Source organism: Streptomyces sp. NPDC055955, assembly GCF_042270245.1.
Classification (GTDB): Bacteria; Actinomycetota; Actinomycetes; order Streptomycetales; family Streptomycetaceae; genus Streptomyces.
The window spans coordinates 27,789-44,483 of the sequence record NZ_JBHJYS010000002.1 but is presented as its reverse complement, the minus strand read 5'-3'; the positions used below and the strand labels follow the sequence as shown (position 1 = coordinate 44,483).

The following is a 16,695-nucleotide window of genomic DNA, read 5'->3' as shown; positions in this document are numbered from 1 at the left end:
CTGCCTCTGTGTTTCCCGCGTCCGCATTTTTCACTGGTGCCGCATTCCGCGTGCCGAATTCCAGCCCGAAGGGTCCCGTCATGGCCACCGTTCTCTCCATTTCCGGAAGTCCCTCCGCCACCTCCCGCACCGCGCGACTCCTGCGCCATCTCGACGCGCGGCTCGAAGCGCAGGGCCACGACGTCATCGCCCTCGACGTCCGCACCCTGCCCGCCGAGGCGCTCCTCGGCGCCGACTTCGGCCACCCGGCCATCGTCGAGGCGACCGGGCTCCTCGCCCGCGCCGACGGCGTCGTCGTCGCGACCCCCGTCTACAAAGCCGCGTACTCGGGTCTCCTCAAGGCGCTCCTCGACCTGCTGCCGCAGTACGGACTCGACGGCAAGACCGTGCTGCCGCTCGCCACCGGCGGCACCACCGCCCATGTGCTCGCCCTCGACTACGCGCTGCGGCCCGTCCTCAACTCCATGGGCGCCGCCCACATCGTCCAGGGGTGGTTCACCCTCGACAAGGACATCGCCGTCGCGACGGACGGCACGGTCAGCGTCGCGCCGGGCTCCGCCGAGGCGCTCGGCCGCGTCGTCGACCAGTTCTCCGGAGCACTCACGCGCACCGCGCGTCCGCTGCTCGCCGCGGCGAGCTGACCCACCGACTCCCGCCCCGTCAGCGCCTGTTGGCATCACCGTCCTCCGCGATCGGAGTCCGCTCGTGTCCCTCACCTTCCACTGGTTCTTGCCGACCAACGGCGACAGCCGCCATGTCGTCGGCGGTGGCCACGGCACACCCGTGACCGCGGCGGGCGGTGACCGGCCCCCGTCCATCGGCTATCTCACGCAGATCGCCCGCGCCGCCGAGGACCTGGGCTTCGTCGGCGCGCTGACCCCCACCGGCGCCTGGTGCGAGGACGCATGGCTGACCACCGCCATGCTCAGTCAGCAGACCGAGCGCCTGAAGTTCCTCGTCGCGTTCCGGCCCGGCTTCGTCTCGCCCACACTCGCCGCGCAGATGGCCTCCACGTACCAGCGCCAGACCGGCGGCAGGCTCCTCCTGAACGTCGTGACGGGCGGCGAGAGCCGTGAGCAGCGCGCCTACGGCGACTTCCTCGACAAGGACGCCCGCTACGCGCGCACCGGTGAATTCCTGGAGATCGTCCGGGGGTTGTGGGCGGGCGACACCGTCGACCTGGCGGGCGAACACCTCCAGGTGCAGGACGCCCGGCTCGCCCGGCTGCCCGACCCGGTCCCCGAGGTCTACTTCGGCGGCTCCTCACCCGTCGCGGGCGAGATCGCGGCGCGGCACAGCGACGTCTACCTCACCTGGGGCGAGCCGCCCGCCCAGGTCGCCGAGAAGACAGCCCGGATCCGTGGCCTCGCCGAGAAGGAGGGCCGCACCGTGCGGTTCGGGATCCGGCTGCACGTCATCACGCGCGACACCTCGGAGCAGGCCTGGGCGGAGGCCGACCGGCTCCTCCAGGGATTCGACCCGGCCACCGTCCGGTCCGTCCAGGAAGGGCTGGCGCGCAGCGAGTCCGAGGGCCAGCAGCGGATGCTCGCCCTGCACGGCGGAAGCTCCGGCAGCCTGGAGATCCACCCCAACCTGTGGGCCGGGATCGGCCTCGTACGCGGGGGCGCCGGCACCGCGCTCGTCGGCAGCCACGACGAGGTCGCCGACCGTGTCGAGGAGTACCACCGCATCGGCATCGACGAGTTCGTGCTCTCCGGATATCCGCATCTGGAGGAGGCGTACTGGTTCGGGGAGGGCGTCCTGCCGCGGTTGCACGCGCGCGGGCTGTGGGCACACCCGCACCGCGACGCCGCCGCGCTGACGGCACCCCAGGTCCCGTTCGGGAACTGAGCCGGTCCGCACACCCCGCCGCTACAGCGCCTCGCGCTCATCCCGCTCGTGCGTCCCGGGCTCCAACGCCGGTGCCGCCACGCCGAGATGAGAGCGGCACTGTGGCCTCGGCGCCTTCTCCAGCCGCGAGCGGACCGCCACCGGACGGATGAACACCAGGGCCGTGGCCGAACCGAGTGCGAACAGCAGGGCGCAGCCCAGGGCGGCCCGGTGGAAAGACGTGTTCACGGAATCCGGCTGCGTGTACGCGTCCCCGGACAGCCCGACCGCCAGCGGCAGCGCCGCCACCACGAGGAGCTGCGCGATACGGGCCGCCGTGTTGTTGACGCCGCTGGCGAGCCCGGCGCGGCCCGGTTCGACCGACGCCAGGACCGTGGCCGTCAGGGGCGCGACGAACACGCTCATGCCCAGGCCGAGGACCGCCACGGCGGGCAGGACATCGGTCACGTACGACGAGCCGGGCTCGATACGCAGCATGAGGAGCAGGCCCGCCGCCGCGATCAGCGGCCCGGCGACCAGGGGCGGCGTCGGCCCGACACGGCGCGCGAGGTCGCCCGCGCGGGGGGAGAGCAGCAGCATCAGGAGGGTGATCGGCAGCGTCGCCATGCCGGCCTCCAGCGCGCTGTAGCCGAGCGCGATCTGCAGCTGTACGGGCAGCAGGAACAGGATGCCGCCGATCCCCGCGTACAGGCACAGCGTCATCGCGTTGGCCGCGCTGAACAGCCGGGAGTGGAACAGCGACGGCGGCAGCATCGGGTTCGCGCGCCGGTGCTCCAGGGCGACGAAGGCGACGCCGGCGGCGACACCGAGCACGGCGGGCAGCGCCGTCGACACGGCGGACGCGCCTCCGGACGACCCGATGAGCGTGTAACTGATGCCCACCAGGCACAGGGCGGCGAGCAGGGCCCCCGCCATGTCGAAGCGGGTCCCGGCGACCTCGGACTCACGGCTCTCCGGCACGTGCCGCACCGCGATCAGCAGCACGACCGCTGCCAGCGGCACATTGATGAGGAAGATCCACCGCCATCCGGGGCCGTCGATCAGATACCCGCCGAGGAACGGTCCGAGCGCCCCCGCCACACCCGTGAGCCCCGACCAGGCGCCCACGGCCCGCGACTGGTCCTCGGGGCAGAACGAGGACCGTACGAGGGCCAGCGACCCCGGTGTCAGGAGCGCGCCACCGACACCCTGCAGCGCGCGGGCCGCGATGAGGACCCCCTGGTCGGGGGCGAGCCCGCACAGCGCCGACGCGACCGCGAACCAGGCCACGCCGAGCACGAGTGTGCGCCGCCGCCCGATCCGGTCGCCGAGCGCGCCGCCCCACAGGAGCAGCGCGGACAGCGTCAGCATGTAGGCGTTCACGACCCACTGGAGGCTCGACAGGGAGGCGTCGAGATCTCGCCCGATCGTCGGCAGGGCGACGTTCACCACCGTGCCGTCGAGCATCGCCATCCCGGAAGCCAGGACGACACAGGCGAGGATCCAGCGGCCCCTGGCGGAGGAGAGCCGGATTTCGGGAGCTGATTCGACGGGTTCGGGCGTCATCACAGCCATTGTCGTGGACGCGGGGGGAGCGTCGCGAGACCGCCGCGCGGCACAGGGGTTCCGCGGGCCGTCGGCGGACCCGACCTGCTCGGTCACGGCGCCCGCGACAGGCCCCGCGCCGACGGCTCGGAGCGGGGCTCGCGGGAGGCGAGCGGGGCCCCGCGGCCCCGGACGCCTACTTCGGGAGGTTGGCCTCGATCGCGGCGACCACCTCGGGGGCGTCCGGCACCACCTGCGGCGAGAAGCGGGCGACGACCTCACCCTTGGGGGAGAGCACGAACTTCTCGAAGTTCCAGCGGATGTCCCCGTCGTGGCCCTCCGCGTCGGCGGTGGTGACCAGACGCTCGTACAGCGGGTGGCGTCCTTCCCCGTTCACCTCGACCTTCTCGGTCATCGGGAACGTCACGCCGTACGTCGCCGAGCAGAACTCGGCGATCTCCTCGGCGCTGCCGGGCTCCTGGCCCATGAACTGGTTGCAGGGAACCCCGAGCACGCTGAAGCCACGGCTCGCGTACTCGGCGTGGAGCTGCTCCAGGGCCGCGTACTGCGGGGTGAGGCCGCACTTCGAGGCCACGTTGACGATGAGGACGGCCTTGCCCTCGTACTGGGGGAGGTCGGCGGGGCCACCCTGGAGGGTGGCGATCTCGACGTTCTCGTAGACAGACATGCTCCGGATGCTAGCGACCCGTGAGGTGGCGCTCCTCGTCACCCCGGCCCGGAAACCGGAGCCCATCTGTGAAGATGGCGGAGAACGATGCGACGAGCGAGTGGAGGGCTGATCGTCATGGTGCAGCAGGTACGAGGCGTGATCGCGCGGGCCAAGGGTGAGCCGGTGCGGATCGAGACGATCGTCGTGCCGGATCCCGGACCAGGTGAGGCCGTGGTCAAGGTCCAGGCGTGCGGGGTCTGTCATACCGACCTGCACTACCGGGAGGGCGGCATCAACGACGAGTTCCCGTTCCTGCTCGGTCATGAGGCGGCCGGTGTCGTCGAGGCGGTGGGCGACGGTGTCACCGAGGTCGCGCCGGGCGACTTCGTGATCCTCAACTGGCGTGCCGTGTGCGGCCAGTGCCGTGCCTGCCTGCGCGGGCGCCCCCAGTACTGCTTCGACACGCACAACGCGAAGCAGAAGATGACGCTCCTCGACGGTACGGAGCTCTCGCCCGCGCTCGGTATCGGCGCCTTCGCCGAGAAGACGCTCGTCGCCGCCGGCCAGTGCACGAAGGTCGACCCGGAGGCCTCGCCGGCCGCCGCGGGCCTGCTCGGCTGCGGTGTCATGGCCGGCCTCGGCGCCGCCATCAACACCGGCAACGTCGGCCGCGGCGACTCCGTCGCCGTCATCGGCTGCGGAGGGGTCGGCGCGGCGGCCGTGACCGGCGCCCACCTGGCAGGCGCCGGGAAGATCATCGCCATCGACATCGACGACAAGAAGCTGGCGACGGCGAAGAAACTCGGCGCCACGCACACCGTCAACTCCCGCTCCACGGACCCGGTCGAGGCCGTCCGCGAGCTGACCGGAGGCTTCGGTGCCGACGTCGTCATCGAGGCCGTCGGCCGCCCGGAGACCTACAAGCAGGCGTTCTACGCCCGCGACCTCGCCGGGACCGTCGTCCTCGTCGGCGTCCCCACCCCCGAGATGCAGCTCGAACTGCCCCTGCTGGACGTGTTCGGGCGCGGCGGCGCGCTCAAGTCGTCCTGGTACGGCGACTGTCTGCCCGCGCGCGACTTCCCGATGCTGATCGATCTCTACCGGCAGGGGCGGCTCGACCTCGACACGTTCGTGACCGAGACGATCGCCCTGGAGGACGTGGAGAAGGCGTTCGAGCGGATGCACCACGGCGACGTGCTGCGCTCGGTGGTGATCTTCTGATGGCCGGCGCGCGCATCGAACACCTCGTCACGTCCGGCACGTTCTCCCTCGACGGGGGCACCTGGGACGTCGACAACAACGTCTGGATCGTCGGGGACGACAGCGAGGTCGTCGTGATCGACGCGGCGCACGACGCCGACGCGATCGCCGAGGCCGTGGGTGACCGGCGGCTCGTCGCCATCGTGTGCACCCATGCCCACGACGACCACATCGACGCGGCACCCGCACTCGCCGGGCGCACCGGCGCGCCGATCCTCCTGCACCCCGCGGACACGGAGCTGTGGAAGCAGAAGCACCCGGACCGCACGCCTGACGGAGATCTCGCCGACGGGCAGCGACTGACGGTGGCGGGCGTGGAGTTGACCGTGCTGCACACGCCGGGGCACTGCCACGGCGCGGTCAGCCTGTACGCGCCGGACCTCGGGGCCGTCTTCACCGGCGACACCCTGTTCGCGGGTGGACCCGGGGCGACGGGCCGGTCGTTCAGCGACTTCCCGACCATCGTGGAGTCGATCAGGGAGCGTCTCCTCACGCTGCCGCCGGAGACCGAGGTACGGACCGGACACGGCGACAGCACCACCATCGGGGCCGAGGCGCCTCACCTGGAGGAGTGGATCGCCAGGGGGCACTGAGCCGGGCGACCGGGCCGGGCGGCGGACGGAGTGCTGCCGCCCGGGTCTCCCCGGCCGTCAGGGGTGGGCGAGAACCGCGCGTACCGTCTTCCCGCCGTAGGGGTCGCTCACCACACTCATACGGCGCGACAGCGCGTCGACGAGGGAGATGCCGCGGCCCGACTCGGCGGACAGCGAAGCCGGCTTGAGCTGCGGGTGGTGCGGGCTGTCGTCGTGGACCGAGACGGTCAGCTCGTCCGCGTCCAGGCACAGACTCATACGGCAGTGACTGTCCTCGATCCGGGCCGCGTTGGCGACCAGCTCCGACACGACGAGCACCGCGTCGTGCGCGCCGCCCGCGCTCCGTCCCGCGAGAAAGTCATGGGTGAGGCGCCGGGCCCAGCGGGCGGAGCCCGAGCCCTGCGGCAAGAGGTACTCCACGCGTGCGGGCCGCCGTACGGCGCGCTTGAGCGCACGCATGACGATCACTTCCTTCCGTCGCCTGTGGCACGGGCTGTTCCTCGGTCACGAGCCCCATTCCCCGGCAGCCTGATCGTCAAGCGGTTACGGCCCGACGGCCGTGCGAGGGCGTGGTAGCCGTGTCCGATGCGACGCCCGAGCAGGAAGTAGGCGATCAGGGCGCCCGTCGTGTTCAGGATCACGTCGTCCACGTCGAAGGCGCGCCCCTCGACGATCGCGCCCTGCGCCAGTTCCACGAGCGCCATCACGAGGACCGTCACCGCCAGCACCCGCAACATGCGGCCCTTGCGCGCCACAAGCACCGGCAGCAGCAGCCCGAACGGCGCGCCGAGCAGCAGATTCCCGCCGATCTGCTTGCAGGCGCCGAGGAACGTGTACGACTCGGCGTACTGGCGCAGGGAGTGTCCCGGCCGCATGTTGGACCCCGCGAGGTCCGCCGACGCCGGGGACGGCGTCAGGGTCAGCCGGGCGAGGACCGCGGAGAACGCCACGAGAGCGACGAACGCGAGGCCGGCGATGAGCGCACGGGCGGCGATCCGCCCCCATGGCACCGGCTTACGTGTCCCCGGCTTGCGTGTCGCCGTTTTCCGGGCTGCCGGCTTTCGCGGTGCGCGCTTCCCTGTCACCCGCCTCCCTGCCTCGCCCTTACGCTTCTGGCCCTTGCGCTCCTGGCCCTTTCGCCGACGTGCCGCAGTCTGTGGGGTCATGGGAGCCGGTTGCCCCGGCGCGCCCCGGCCATTCCGGCTCGGGCTTCTTCGCGTCAGGTCTTCGTCCCCGGCGGATGCGCCAGGGAGTCGAGGAACCGTTGCAGAGCGGGAGGTCCTTCGCCGCTGCGGCCGCGCTCGACGTGGGGTATCGACAGCTTCCCCAGGCGCAGTTCCTGCGCATCCAGAGCCTGTGCCAAGTGCAGTCGTTCCAGGGCGCGTTCGGTGGCTGTCTGACGTACGTACTCGATCACCGTCACGCCCAGGTGGTCCGCGTGCGAGCGGACCGCGTCGTACTCGTCCGGCGTGAAGAGGTCGCGCAGAAGGGCAGTACCGTCCATGGCGGCATGATGCCGCTCCCGGCCGATGCGCGCGGGCGTATGGCATATTCGCCGCCCGATCGCGTGCGTTCCCCGCCCTCACGCGTACTGGCCCCCTCTGCGAATCTCCTATAAGTTAGGCAAGGCTTACCTAAGGAGGTTCGGATGGGTGTCCGACAGATCAGTACCGCCGCTCCCACCGCGGCGGCACGCGCGCGATCAATTCTGGCCACCGCCTGGTCGTGCGAAGTGACGACGGACATCGGGCGGGAGGACCTCGTCGGATCCCATCGCGTCACCGACGAGGGCCAGGTACGGATCCAGCCCCCGGCCGACAGCCTGCTGTCCGCCGCCGTGCTCTGCGCGCCGCGCGGCGAACCGACCGCGCTCATCGAGTTCGCGGACGCCGCGCCGGTGCCCGTCAGGGACCGGATCCGGGCGCGCCTGTGGCTTTCCGGGTCACTCGAACCCGACGGCGAACAGTTCGTGCTGAGGCCGATCCGCGCCGTGCTCCAGACACGTACCGGCCGCATCGGCATCGCACTCGACGAACTCGCCGAGACCGCACCCGATCCCCTCACCACGGCGGAACCCCGCCTGCTCACCCATCTCGCCGACTGTCACCCCGAAGCCGTCGAACAGCTCACCCGGCTCGTCGAGGTGGACAGCCTGCACGGCGTCGTCCGGGTCCAGCCACTGGCCGTCGACCGGCACGGGCTCACCCTCCGCCTCGAACGCGTCCGCGGCCAGGCCGACGTACGCCTCCCGTTCCACACCCCCGCCGATGACCTGGGACAGCTCAACGACCGCATGCACGCCCTGCTTTCCTCCGCGCAGGCGATCAGCCGCCGCCGCAGGTGAGGTCCGCGGCGCGCATGAAACCGAGCGGCGCGCCGTTGTCCGTGCGCGACACCCGCCACAACTCGTCCGCGCCCTGCCGTGTGCCGTCGACGGGGACGCCCGGGTCCAGATGACCGACGATGTCCGTCCACGGGTTGTTGCCCGCGTAGATCGGGGCGTCCGCGTGCGTGGCGGAACACGTGCCGCCCGCCTGCGCCGTCCCGCCGAGCACGGGCACGGAGGCGAGGAGCAGCGCGGCAGGCAGCAGGAACCGGGAGCGGAACAGGCGGGTGCGGATCACTGAGGTGCCCTTCTGAGGGGCCGGGCGAGGCCCGGGACGGGTCCGGCTTCGGGTCCGACGGACGGCCACAGGCTAGGGGCGCGGCACCCGCTCGCCGGGGACGCCGGACACCGGCGGTTCGGCCGCCCGAACCGGTTCCGTACGCCGGAACGCCCACGGCACTCGCGGTTCGACGGCGAACCGGAAGATCCGCCGCACAGGAGACGTACACAGAAGGGTGATGACGCCGACCGCCGCGGCCGTCACCGTCAGTTCACCCGCCGGGGTGTGCAGCCACGGATGGTCGTACCAGCCCCAGAAGCGCGACGACTTGATGAGGAAGCCGTGCAGCAGGTACGCGTACAGCGTCCCCGTGCCCAGCGTCGTGAACAGTGTCGTCCGCCCCGGCACCCAGGCCAGGAAGCAGGCGCTGAGCACGACGGCGAGGACGAACAGGGCCGGCGTCGTGACCAGTCCCGCCCAGGCGGGGGCGCCGAGGCCGGTGACGCTGCCCCGGTGGTAGAACCAGCCCGCGTCGAACCAGGGAGCCACCGCGTACGCGGCGACCAGCGCCCCGGCCGCCACCGGCAGCGCCCACAGCCGGGCCCGCCGTGTGCGCAGCCGCTCGAAGTGCTCGGGCCGCAGCGTCAGTCCGAGGACGAAGAACGGCAGGAAACCCACCACCCGTTGGAGCGCCAGGTCACCACCCGTGTCCGGCGCCATCGACACGAGCGCGGCCATCGTCAGGGCGACGGGCACCGGGTGTCGCAGTTGCAGCCAGAGGGGAGTGGTGAGCCGCCAGATGAACAACGCGACCAGGAACCACATCAGATACCAGGGGTCGAGCAGGCTGATCGGATACCCCGGATCGTCCTGCGCCCACCGGTAGAACAGCGTGTACGCGATCTCGAACAGCACGTACGGCACCACGACCCCGCCGACGAGGCGGCGCAACCGGCCCGGCGCCATGTCGAAACTCCGTGAGAAATAGCCGGAGATGAGGGCGAACGCCGGCATGTGGAAGGCGTACACACCGAGATACAGGGCCGTCACCGTGCGGCTCCCGTACGTCAGCGGCTCCCACGCGTGCCCGCACACCACGAGCACGATCGTCAGGTATTTCGCGTTGTCGAAGTACGGGTCCCGTGCTCCCTGGGTGCCCGGTCCGTGCCGCCTGTCCATCGTTCCCCTTGAGCCCCTCGCGGTGCATGACCCTTGGTGCCCTGCCCGATAGGGGCCGTTTCATGACACACTCCCGGGTGCCCTTTTTCCGACCCTTCGGAAGGTCAGGATGAGCAGCAGGAAGCTGATCACGGCGGCGCGTGTGGTGACCGGTCCCGGCGGCCGCTGCGTCGAGGACGGCGCCGTCCTCACGGAGGGGGACACCGTAATCGCGGTGGGGAGACGCACCGAGGTCGAGGCACTGGCGGACGAGCGGGACGAGCGCGTCCACTGGCGGATGCTGCCCACGGTCTTCGGGGCCGAGCGCGCCGAGAGGCTGTTCGCTCAAGTACGGACGATGGCGGAACGTGGTGTGCGACTCATCGCCGGTACGGACGCGGGAGTTCAGCGCGCCGGGTTCGACGGCCTTCGCCAGAGCCTGACGTTCTTCGAGCACATCGGCATGCCGGCACCGCGCGTCCTCGACCTGGCCACCACCGAGGCCGCCGACGCGCTGGGCGTCGGCGGCCGCACGGAACTCCTCGCCCCGGGGCGTCCGGCCGACCTGATCGCCGCGTCCGGTGACCCGAGCGCCGGCCTCGATGCGCTCACGGACCTGCGGATCGTCATGAGCAGGGGAGAGTTGATCCCGCCTCAGCGCGCGGTGTAGGCGCCGTCCACGAGGTGGTAGCTGCCGTGCACGAAGGAGGCGCGGTCGGAGAGCAGGAACGCGATCAGTTCGGCGACCTCCTCGGCGTGACCGAGGCGGCCCGCCGGGTGCAGCGCCGTCAGCGCGTCGTACGCGTCCTGGTCCATCTGTCGCAGCAGCGGGGTGTCGATGAAGCCGGGGCCCACCGCGTTCACGCGGATGCCCTTGGCCGCGTACTCGGTGGCCGCGGTCTTCGTCAGGCCGACGACGCCGTGCTTCGCGGCGACGTAGGCGGGGGAGCCGGCGAAGCCGACCGAGCCGAGGATCGACGCGACGTTCACGATGGCGCCGCCCTTGCCGGACGCCTCGATGGCGGGCAGCTCGTGGCGCATCGAGTAGAAGACGCCGTCGAGGTTCGTGCGGACGACGCGGTTCCAGACATCGATGTCGTAGGCGCCGGTGGGGGCGCTCTCGCCGCCGATCCCGGCGTTGTTGACGGCCAGTTCGAGGCCGCCGAAGGTGTCGACCGAGAACTTCACCGCGGCCTCGACCGACTCCGGCTTCGTGACGTCCACAGTGACGGCCGCGGCGGTGATGCCCTCGGCCTTCAGCTCGGCGGCGGCCTTCTCGGCGCCGTCGGCGTTGTAGTCGGCGATCACGACGTTCGCGCCGCCACGGCCCAGGCGGCGTGCGGTGGCGAGGCCGATACCGGAGGCGGAGCCGGTGACGAGGGCGGTCCTGCCGGCGAACTCGGTCGCGTAGTCGCTGACGGGTGCCGGGGTGTTCGTGCTGCTCATGGTGCTGTTCACTCTCTGATTGAGATGTGGGGGGCCGCCGCGAGGACGGCCTCCCCGGTCAGGGCGTCGTAGGCCTGCCCCACCAGGTCTGCGAGATCCGTGTCGTGCCCGCCGCCGCGGGCCCACTGGCGCAGGGCGGCGGTGAGCACGCCGGCCGCGGCGCCGACGACGACGGCCGGGCGCAGATCCCGGTCCCGGTCGGTACCGAGCCGGTCGGCGATGATGCGCACGGACTCGTCCTGGGCGTCCACCCGGAGGCGTTCGTACGCGGCGAAGAGCGCCGGCTCGGTGTCGAGGGCCGCGAGCAGGGCGCGCATGTGCGGCCTGCGGTGCGGGGCGGACGGCTCCGCCAGCCACTGCTCGACGGCCCTGCGGTAGGCGAGCATCGGGGGCTCGCCCGCGGGGCGGGCGCGCAGGGCCGCGTTGATCCGGTCGGCGTCGCTGCGGGTGAAGTCGAGGGCGGCGTCCTCCTTGCCGCCGAAGTGGCGGCTGAAGGTGCGGCGCGTGACGTCGGCGCGGTCGGCGATGGCCTCGACGGTGACGGCGCCCAGACCCCGCTCCAGCACGAGCCCGACGGCCGCGGCGGCGAGCGCTTCCCGGGTCTGCCGGGCCTTGCGCTGCCGTCGGTCCTCGACGGGTTCTGTGCGGGGTGCGGTGTCCTTCGCCTTCATGTCTGAGAGCGTACACCCGTGGTGTCCCAACGGGACACATGTCTCGATGGGACACGACGGAGCGGCGTGTCAGGCGTGCCAGTGGCCGTGGAGGGCGGCGGTGGTGAAGCCGGGCCCGTAGGCGACGGCGACGCCTTTGGTTCCGGCGGCGGGAGGTGCGGTGTGGGTGCGCTCAAGGACCCGGAGAACACTGACGCCACCGAGGTTGCCCTCCTCGGAGAGGGTGTCCGTGGAGTGCCGGGCGTCCTGGGGGGTGAGACCGAGGGCGGCGGCGGTGTCGGTGATCATGCTCGGGCTGCCGGGGTGAATGGCGGTGAACCCGACTTCTCTCCCCGCGAGCCAGTCGATGAGAGCAGGGTGCGTCTCCGTGGCGGCGCGCGGTGCCTTCTTGGTGGAGTCGAAGTGCATGCCGTGGGCGTCCAGCCGACCGCGGTAGCGGTCGAAGGTGTCAGGAAGTGTGTACTCGAACGTGTCCTCTATCGCCAGCCCGGCGGTCAGCGGCTCGCTGGTCACGACGGTGGCGCCGGCCGCGTCCGCGAACAGAGCCTTGTAGATCATCGCCTCGATGGTGGAAGCGGAGTGGTTGTAGGAGGTGGAGAGCACCTCCGCGGCCACGACGAGCACCTTCGCCGCCGGGCGCACGGCGACCAGGTCCGCGGCCCTGATGAGGGAGTGGACCCCTCCGGCGCACGCCACTGTCGTGAGGGCGACTCGGCGCGTGGTGGGGCGCAGGCCGAGGCGACCGATCAGATGGACGTCCAGGTTGGGGACCGCGTACCCGGTGGCATGCGTCGTCACGATGGCGTCGATGGCACCTGCGTCGATCCCGGCCGCGTTGAGCGCGGCCGTGGCGGCGCGCTCCGACATGTCCACGGCGTCGTCGAAGGCCGCCTGGGTGCGCGCGTGTACGTCCGCCGTGCCGCCGACTGTGGGGGAGTTCAGCGGCCTGGTGAAGTAACGGGTGCGCACGCCGCAGTTGTTGACGACGCGCAGGAAGGCGCCCAGGCGCGGGTGGTCGGGATGGTTCGTGCGTATGTCGTCGGCTATCTCGTCGGTGGTGACCTTGTGAGCGCCGAGGACGGTCCGCGGGGGTGAGACGAAGGCGGGCATGGGGTGTCTCCCACTGTGCTGAGTCGGGCGTGGGGGGTGCCGCACAAAGTACTTGACGCCCGTCGACTGCGACTATCCGCTCAGTGGGCCCTCAGCATCGGCGGCCGTGGGCGGGGGCGTTCGGTGCCACGGCGGAAGACGAGGATGAACAGCCGCGAGCCGGGCGCGGTCATGGGCTGTGCGGCGCAGATCGACAGCCAGCCCTGGCCCTTCCTGCTGTGCACTATGGGACGTTCGTGGCCGTCGGCGTGGATGAGCGAAGCCCCGGTCTGATAGATGTGCGAGGTGTCGGGATCCTCCTTGACCTCCTTCTCGATCTGCCGCAGCGTCTCGTCCTCCGGCCGTGCGACCAGCGCCGCGCGCAACTGCGGGAGCACCCAGGGGGCCCAGGCGTTCTCCCAGTCCGTCAGGATCCGGCGGCCCTGGGGTTCGAGGAGCATCCAGCGCATCGTGTTCGTCGGGACCTGCTCATCAGGGAAGAGGGAGGCGAACGCGGTGTTGTGGGCGATCATGTCCCAAGAGGCGTCCGTGACGTACGCCATGTGCCCGATGCCGTCGACAGCGTCCTGCCAGAAGCCCGGGATCTCCTTCCCCGACGACTGGTGCAGTGGTCCGGGCGGGTCCTGGAGCAGGGCGTAGCGGCACAGCGACACCCACTCCTGTTCGTCGAGGTCGAACAGCAGGGCGACGTCCCGCAGCAGGACCGTCGGCGGGTTCGGGTAATTGCCCGATTCCAGCCGGTGGTACGTCCCCAGGGTCCGGTGGAGCAGTTGGTCCACCTGGTGCTGGGAGAGGCCGGGGGCGCGTCGGCCCTGGCCTGTGGGGCGGGTGAAGCCGTGGGATTCGGGGGCTATCAGCGCGCGCCGTTCACGGAGCAGGGCGCGGAGCGCCGTCTTGTTCATGGTGGGTAATCCCTTGAGGTCCACGCCGAGTTGAGCGAGTGCAGTCTAATTACTCCTATCACCTTTGGTAATAAACATTGCCCGAAGAAAACGATCAGCGGGTGCGTCATGATGGAGCCCGTGGGGTCGGCGACCTGCTGGTTTGAACGCCAGGGGCCGCGCGGCCACGCCGATGGGGCACCAGGGCCGGGACGCTCGAAAATGGCTGAATTTCCCGGTGTCGGGTATCCGTCGAACCCTCGGATCCGTTACGGGAACAGTGCACGGCCAGTTGTCATATTCCGATCCATGTGACCGGAAAGTGCATCGCTTGGCCCAGTTCGGGCACTTCCCCCGGGCAGATCGAGGGCTCACTGGCTGCGGCCGGTGCCGTCACTCGCCATTACGTAGCGGCCACGGTACCGGCCGCCCGCGCATGCGCCGCCGCGCACGCGGGTCGGCCGCAGGGCGGGGCCGGCGAACCGACCCCGCCGCGCCGCGCACTCACCAGTCGCCGTCCGCCACGGGCTTGCCCGTGTCCCCCAGGGGTTTGACCTGGTGCGCGCCGGGCGCCTGCCACGGCTCGTGGTCGTCGCCGAGCCAGTCACCCGCCGGCTTCACCGCCCCGAGCGTGTCCGTCGGCGCGAGATCATCGGCGCTCTCGTCGTAGTAGTCGAACCAGGGCAGCCCCGCCCTCGTGTACGCGGCCCGGTCCACCGGCGACGGCGGCGGCTCCTCGCCCGTGATGCGGCGCCAGTCCGGCGGCGTCACCAGGTGCACGAACACGCGGCCCGCGGCCGCTTCGGCCCAGTCGGACCCGGGGCGGTCGTCCCGGAACACCTGCTGGCGCATCGTGCCGCCGGCCCCGATCCCCATCGAACGCGCCGCCTGAGCCTGCGGTGCGGCACCCGGCGCGGCCGGCATCGGCGCCGCCCCGTAACCGCCGGAGGGCCCCATCCACTGCATGCCTCCGGGGGCAGGCGGCACCGCCCGTGCGGCGGCCTCCCGCTTGCGGGCCTCCTCCGCGCGCCAGGCCCCCAGCGCGGCGTCGGTCAGGGTGAAGGCCTGGAGCTGGATCCCGCCCCAGGTCTCCTCGCCGGTGACCTGGCCCTCGACCGTGGCGCCGAGTCCCAGGGGCAGCGCCACGAACTGACGCACCGTGCCCTTCCCGGACTTGATGCCGTCGAGCCACGGCTGGCGCGGCAGCACCACGTAGTTCTGCGGATCCCGGGACAGCCGGCTGCTCCACGGCAGCCCCGAGATGGCGCACACCTTGCCCACGCCCACCTGGAGCGCGGCCGGTTCGGCCGTCCCCGCGAAGCTCAGCCACATCGCCTCACGCAGGTACATCGGCAGCATGACGCCGCCGCGCGCCCGCCACTGGGGCGGCACCGAGTGCGCGTAGTCCTCGACCCGGCGCACCGGGAACTCGCCGAGCCCCGGCGGCAGCGGATGCGTCCCGGTCTCCGGCAGGCGCAGCGTGCGCACGAACCGCACCCGCGCACCGCCCGGCAGCACCAGGCTGTTCCCGTCGACCCGCACACTCCCGGTCATGATCGTCTCCCCTCGTCGCGCCTCTTCCTCGGTGCTACCACGACGTGTTCGCGCCCCCGGTTCCGTCCCCGGCGATCTTCGGAGCTGGCGCCGTCAGGGCCGCGGCCGGCCGGCGATGTTCTTGACGTAGTCCTCGATCGCCATGTCGAGCCCGATGTCGTGCTGCGCCCGCTCGGACAGGTACCAGCGGTGTTCGAGCAGTTCGTGGTAGAGCTCGGCCGCGTCCGTCCGGTCCGGCACGTGATCGCGTACCGCGCGCACGGTCGGCCGGAACACGTCGCGCACCCAGCGGTGGGCGAGGACCTCTGCACGCGCCCCCAGGGGATCGCCCGGTGCGTAGTCGTCCTGCGTGGCCATCCAGCTCTCCAGGTCGTTGAGGAGCCGTCGTGCCTGGTTCTCCTCGGCGTCCATGCCCGTGAGGCGCAGGAGTTGGCGCTGGTGGTGGCCCGCGTCCACGACCTTCGGCACGAACGTGACGGTGTCCCCCTGGTCCGCGTGCGAGATCTGCATCTCCGCCACGTCGAAGCCCAGATCGTTGAGGCGGCGGATGCGGCGCTCCATGTAGTGGTGCTTGCCCGCCGGGTAGACGGAGGTGCGCGTCAGTTCCGTCCACAGTGCGTCGTAGCGCTCCCCGATCTCCGTGCCGAAGGCGATCGGGTCGATGGACGGATGCAGGGCGCCGGACGCCTCCAGGTCGAGCATCTCGCCGCTGATGTTGACCCGTGCGAGCTCGATGTCGTACGCGCGCTGCCCGTCGCTGAGCCGGGGGTGCAGCTCTCCGGTCTCGGCGTCCACGAGGTACGCGGCGTACGCGCCCGCGTCCCGCCGGAACAGGGTGTTGGACAGCGAGCAGTCCCCCCAGGCGAACCCCGCCAGATGCAGCCGCACGAGGAGGACGGCGAGGGCGTCCATCAGGCGGTGCACGGTGCCGGGGCGCATCGTCGTCTCGAACATGGAGCGGTAGGGGAGGGAGCCGCCCAAGTGGCGTGTGATGAGGACGGGTTCGAGAGGCGTGCCGTCGGCGTCCGTCCGGCCGGTGACCACGGCGAGGGGGTCGACGGCGGGGATCGCGAGCCGGTCGAGGGTGCGCAGGAGCTCGTACTCGCGCACCGCGGGCCGCTCGGCCAGTTCCTTCACGGCGACGATCTCGCTGCCTGCACGGGCGTAGCGGACGACGTGGCGCGAGATGCCACGGGGAAGCGGCACCAAATATTTTTCCGGCCACTCCTCCAGGGGGACGTGCCAGGGCAGTTCGAGGAGGAGGGCCGGGTGTTCGGGGTTGGTGGCGCTGATCTGCAAAGTCATGCGGTCATAGTCCCTGGGTCGCGCGGCGGGTCCTGGGTGATCGGACCCCGTAGAGGCGGCGCGGGT

At 71.4% G+C, this 16,695-nt stretch carries 19 protein-coding genes; 6 read left to right on the top strand and 13 right to left on the bottom strand.

Annotation, left to right across the window (positions count from 1 at the left end):
* The first annotated feature begins 80 nt into the window (after positions 1 to 80).
* Positions 81 to 641, top strand: coding sequence for an NADPH-dependent FMN reductase (gene ssuE, locus ACFC96_RS03535; RefSeq protein WP_376609977.1), 561 nt, complete (start codon positions 81 to 83; stop codon positions 639 to 641).
* A gap of 64 nt (positions 642 to 705) precedes the next feature.
* Positions 706 to 1,851, top strand: coding sequence for an LLM class flavin-dependent oxidoreductase (locus tag ACFC96_RS03530; protein ID WP_376609975.1), 1,146 nt, complete (start codon positions 706 to 708; stop codon positions 1,849 to 1,851).
* Positions 1,852 to 1,872: 21 nt separating this feature from the next.
* Here ACFC96_RS03530 and ACFC96_RS03525 read toward each other — a convergent pair whose 3' ends face one another.
* Entirely contained in the window at positions 1,873 to 3,396 is a 1,524-nt protein-coding gene (locus ACFC96_RS03525; protein WP_376609973.1) for an MFS transporter, read from the bottom strand.
* A 175-nt stretch (positions 3,397 to 3,571) separates the two neighbouring features.
* Positions 3,572 to 4,063: a glutathione peroxidase gene (locus ACFC96_RS03520; protein WP_376609972.1), complete on the bottom strand. Its 492-nt coding sequence runs from the start codon at positions 4,061 to 4,063 to the stop codon at positions 3,572 to 3,574.
* Between the two features lie 117 nt (positions 4,064 to 4,180).
* On the opposite strand from ACFC96_RS03520, the gene ACFC96_RS03515 reads away from it, so the two are divergent.
* Positions 4,181 to 5,266 (top strand): S-(hydroxymethyl)mycothiol dehydrogenase, encoded by a 1,086-nt coding sequence (locus ACFC96_RS03515; protein WP_376610512.1) that lies wholly within the window; start codon positions 4,181 to 4,183, stop codon positions 5,264 to 5,266.
* The gene (locus ACFC96_RS03510) at positions 5,266 to 5,898 is read left to right on the top strand and encodes an MBL fold metallo-hydrolase (protein ID WP_376254089.1); all 633 of its coding nucleotides are present in this window, start codon (positions 5,266 to 5,268) and stop codon (positions 5,896 to 5,898) included. The genes ACFC96_RS03515 and ACFC96_RS03510 overlap by 1 nt, the downstream gene beginning before the upstream one ends.
* Positions 5,899 to 5,955: 57 nt before the next feature.
* Here the strand turns inward: ACFC96_RS03510 and ACFC96_RS03505 are convergent, their stop codons facing one another.
* The 3 genes from ACFC96_RS03505 to ACFC96_RS03495 form a co-directional block, all read right to left on the bottom strand.
* Positions 5,956 to 6,357 (bottom strand): ATP-binding protein, encoded by a 402-nt coding sequence (locus ACFC96_RS03505; protein ID WP_340458739.1) that lies wholly within the window; start codon positions 6,355 to 6,357, stop codon positions 5,956 to 5,958.
* Positions 6,358 to 6,362: 5 nt separating this feature from the next.
* The gene (locus tag ACFC96_RS03500; protein WP_376254083.1) at positions 6,363 to 6,908 is read right to left on the bottom strand and encodes a VanZ family protein; all 546 of its coding nucleotides are present in this window, start codon (positions 6,906 to 6,908) and stop codon (positions 6,363 to 6,365) included.
* Between the two features lie 209 nt (positions 6,909 to 7,117).
* Positions 7,118 to 7,402, bottom strand: coding sequence for a hypothetical protein (locus tag ACFC96_RS03495; RefSeq protein ID WP_340458741.1), 285 nt, complete (start codon positions 7,400 to 7,402; stop codon positions 7,118 to 7,120).
* Between the two features lie 144 nt (positions 7,403 to 7,546).
* Between ACFC96_RS03495 and ACFC96_RS03490 the strand changes: the two genes are divergently transcribed.
* Positions 7,547 to 8,242 (top strand): DUF2470 domain-containing protein, encoded by a 696-nt coding sequence (locus tag ACFC96_RS03490; RefSeq protein WP_376609970.1) that lies wholly within the window; start codon positions 7,547 to 7,549, stop codon positions 8,240 to 8,242.
* Here the strand turns inward: ACFC96_RS03490 and ACFC96_RS03485 are convergent.
* The gene (locus ACFC96_RS03485; RefSeq protein ID WP_340458743.1) at positions 8,223 to 8,522 is read right to left on the bottom strand and encodes a hypothetical protein; all 300 of its coding nucleotides are present in this window, start codon (positions 8,520 to 8,522) and stop codon (positions 8,223 to 8,225) included. The genes ACFC96_RS03490 and ACFC96_RS03485 overlap by 20 nt on opposite strands.
* 72 nt (positions 8,523 to 8,594) lie before the next feature.
* Positions 8,595 to 9,683: an acyltransferase family protein gene (locus tag ACFC96_RS03480; RefSeq protein ID WP_376609968.1), complete on the bottom strand. Its 1,089-nt coding sequence runs from the start codon at positions 9,681 to 9,683 to the stop codon at positions 8,595 to 8,597.
* 109 nt (positions 9,684 to 9,792) lie between these two features.
* Between ACFC96_RS03480 and ACFC96_RS03475 the strand changes: the two genes are divergently transcribed.
* Entirely contained in the window at positions 9,793 to 10,332 is a 540-nt protein-coding gene (locus tag ACFC96_RS03475) for an amidohydrolase family protein (protein ID WP_376609966.1), read from the top strand.
* On the opposite strand, the gene ACFC96_RS03470 is transcribed toward ACFC96_RS03475, so the two are convergent.
* The 6 genes from ACFC96_RS03470 to ACFC96_RS03445 all read right to left on the bottom strand — a co-directional run bounded on the left by ACFC96_RS03470 (position 10,317) and on the right by ACFC96_RS03445 (position 16,629).
* Entirely contained in the window at positions 10,317 to 11,108 is a 792-nt protein-coding gene (locus tag ACFC96_RS03470) for an SDR family NAD(P)-dependent oxidoreductase (protein WP_376609964.1), read from the bottom strand. The genes ACFC96_RS03475 and ACFC96_RS03470 overlap by 16 nt on opposite strands.
* Before the next feature lie 8 nt (positions 11,109 to 11,116).
* Positions 11,117 to 11,779: a TetR/AcrR family transcriptional regulator gene (locus ACFC96_RS03465; protein WP_376609963.1), complete on the bottom strand. Its 663-nt coding sequence runs from the start codon at positions 11,777 to 11,779 to the stop codon at positions 11,117 to 11,119.
* A 69-nt stretch (positions 11,780 to 11,848) separates the two neighbouring features.
* Positions 11,849 to 12,889, bottom strand: a complete 1,041-nt coding sequence (locus tag ACFC96_RS03460) for a PhlD (protein WP_376609961.1) — start codon at positions 12,887 to 12,889, stop codon at positions 11,849 to 11,851.
* A gap of 80 nt (positions 12,890 to 12,969) precedes the next feature.
* The gene (locus ACFC96_RS03455; RefSeq protein WP_376609959.1) at positions 12,970 to 13,791 is read right to left on the bottom strand and encodes an XRE family transcriptional regulator; all 822 of its coding nucleotides are present in this window, start codon (positions 13,789 to 13,791) and stop codon (positions 12,970 to 12,972) included.
* Positions 13,792 to 14,274: 483 nt separating this feature from the next.
* On the bottom strand, positions 14,275 to 15,324 hold the full coding sequence (locus ACFC96_RS03450) for a hypothetical protein (protein ID WP_376609957.1): 1,050 nt from the start codon (positions 15,322 to 15,324) through the stop codon (positions 14,275 to 14,277).
* Between the two features lie 93 nt (positions 15,325 to 15,417).
* Positions 15,418 to 16,629 carry a DUF4032 domain-containing protein gene (locus ACFC96_RS03445; protein ID WP_376609955.1) on the bottom strand — a complete coding sequence of 404 codons (1,212 nt, stop codon included), beginning with the start codon at positions 16,627 to 16,629 and terminating at the stop codon, positions 15,418 to 15,420.
* Between the last annotated feature and the right edge of the window lie 66 nt (positions 16,630 to 16,695).